The following is a 2,007-nucleotide window of genomic DNA, read 5'->3' as shown; positions in this document are numbered from 1 at the left end:
TGTCGGCATCTTTGGCAATCAGTTTGCCCATAATCGGCAACAGTTTGAAAGAGTAGAGGTCGTACACGCCTTCCAAAGGTTTGTACACTTTGGAGAATTCCAACACCAGCAGGGTGCCGCCCGGTTTTAATACGCGGTACATTTCTTTCAGCGCGGCATCTTTGTGCGTCATGTTGCGCAGGCCGAATGCGACGGAAACCAGATTGAAATAGTTGTCGGGGAACGGCAATTTTTCAGCATCTGCCAATGATACGGGCAGAATCATGCCTTCGTTGAGCAGGCGGTCGCGGCCGACGGTCAGCATGGAGGAGTTGATGTCTGTCAGCCAAACTTCGCCTTCTTTGCCCACACGTTTTGCCCAGCCTCGGGACAAATCACCTGTACCGCCGGCGATGTCCAATACTTTGTCGCCTTTTTTCAGACGGGCGGTATTGATTGTGAAATGTTTCCAAACGCGGTGCAGACCGCCGGACATTACGTCATTCATAATGTCGTAGTTTTTTGCCACGGAGTGGAAGACTTCGGCAACTTTGCCTGCTTTTTCGTCTTCGTCAACGGTAGTGAAGCCGAAATGGGTTTTGTGGTCGCTCATAGTGTCTGCCTTCTTAAAATAATACGGATTCAGGTATCGAATACGTCGAAATCGCCAACCACTTTCGACGCGGGAAATATAGTTTGTGCCTGCCGCTCCAGCATCAGGCGTTGTTCTTCTTCGGTATAACGTGCGCTGATGTGGGTCAGGTAAAGTTGTTTCACATTGGCCTGTAAAGCCAGCTTGGCTGTATCGGCTACGGTCGAATGGAATACTCGTTCCACTGTCTCTTCATCGCCTGCGGAAAAGGTTATACACCAAAACGTCTGCGTTTTGTACGGAGCATGCTGCACGCGGACAGGCTTTGGTATCGCCGAAGATAGCCACTACCCGTCTTTTTTTGGGCGGGGAGAGGAACGCTTTGCCGTCAATGGTCCTTCCGTCATTCAAGCTTACGGTCTTGCCTTTTTTCAGACGGCCTTTCCGCCGCAACCGCCGCTACCGCAGGAATGTGTGTGTTTGTGTTTTAAATCTTCTGCACTTGGCATTCTGGACGCGCCGGCTTTTTCGAGGCGGTCGAGATAGTCTTGCCAAAGCGCGTCTTGATTGTGCGCCAGTCGGTAGAGATAGTCCCAATCGTAAAGGCCGCTGTCGTGGCCGTCTGAAAAAGTAATTTTCAATGCGTATTGACCGACGGGGTCTAAATCGGTAATGCTGACTTCGGCTTTGCCTGTTTGCAAAACATCCTGACCGGGGCCGTGTCCGCGCACTTCCGCGCTGGGCGAGTACACGCGCAGGTATTCGGCAGGAAGGCTCTTGGCACCGTCAACATAGACCAAAGTCAGTACGCGCCGTTCTTTTTGGAGGCGGATTTCTTGTGGAATTTTATCGGCTTGGGTCATGTCATGCTCCGTTCTTTTTACGCAAATAGGCAACGCGTACAGAAAAAATACCGCCAAGTACAGCAAACAGCACAATTGCGTAGAGTGAAAGCCGTATCAGGCTCACTTGGGTGTCTGCCGTTAGCCCCAAAGGCAGCAACATCACGGCAACGAACAGTAAAAATGCGGCCAACATGGCGGCAATGCTGGCAAAGGCATAGCGGGTATTAGCTGCTGTTTGCGGATGTTTGGTCATGTTGGATAGCTTGCCGTAGGGGGGTGAGGCGGTATTTTATCAGCTTTTTGGTGCTTCATGCCGTCTGAAAACAGCTTTATTTCCATAAATAAAGTGTAATGGCGCGCCTGTCTTCGCCTTCGGGCATTAAGCGGATGCTGCTGCCTTTGCTTCCGTTGACACGGATAATGATGCCGCCGGCCTGCCGCTCGATAATGTCGAGTTGGCTGTTGCGGTTCATGCGGTAGTTGTAGCGTTCGCATTGCTTCAAGCACCAAAAATCCTGCCAATGGATAAAATATTTTTGTCCGGATTCGATGGCCAGCGTTTCACCGCCTTTGACGATGAAGTAAGGATAA

The 2,007-nt window shown here is 50.9% G+C and carries 4 protein-coding genes and 1 pseudogene; all 5 read right to left on the bottom strand.

The features are described 5' to 3' along the window. On the bottom strand, positions 1-592 hold a 592-nt coding region (locus ACTHUE_RS16865), incomplete at its 3' end, for a class I SAM-dependent methyltransferase (RefSeq protein WP_440403011.1). A gap of 29 nt (positions 593-621) precedes the next feature. Next, the gene (locus ACTHUE_RS16860; RefSeq protein ID WP_234395979.1) at positions 622-885 is read right to left on the bottom strand and encodes a ribonuclease Z; all 264 of its coding nucleotides are present in this window, start codon (positions 883-885) and stop codon (positions 622-624) included. Positions 886-1,002: 117 nt separating this feature from the next. Beyond that, positions 1,003-1,434 (bottom strand): gamma-butyrobetaine hydroxylase-like domain-containing protein, encoded by a 432-nt coding sequence (locus tag ACTHUE_RS16855; RefSeq protein ID WP_070615267.1) that lies wholly within the window; start codon positions 1,432-1,434, stop codon positions 1,003-1,005. Between the two features lies 1 nt (position 1,435). Beyond that, positions 1,436-1,669 (bottom strand): cytochrome b6, encoded by a 234-nt coding sequence (locus ACTHUE_RS16850; protein ID WP_440362289.1) that lies wholly within the window; start codon positions 1,667-1,669, stop codon positions 1,436-1,438. Positions 1,670-1,745: 76 nt separating this feature from the next. Then, positions 1,746-2,007, bottom strand: a pseudogene (locus ACTHUE_RS16845) (CAP domain-containing protein); the annotation flags it as partial.

It is taken from the genome of Neisseria sp. P0021.S005, assembly GCF_051956955.1.
The sequence above is the reverse complement of the archived record's forward strand: the minus strand, read 5'-3'. Positions and strand labels throughout refer to the sequence as shown.

Bases quoted from the DNA above. Each gene is read 5' to 3' on its own strand.
- ACTHUE_RS16855 (WP_070615267.1), bottom strand. From the start codon at position 1,434: ATGACCCAAGCCGATAAAATTCCACAAGAAATCCGCCTCCAAAAAGAA.
- ACTHUE_RS16850 (WP_440362289.1), bottom strand. From the start codon at position 1,669: ATGACCAAACATCCGCAAACAGCAGCTAATACCCGCTATGCCTTTGCC.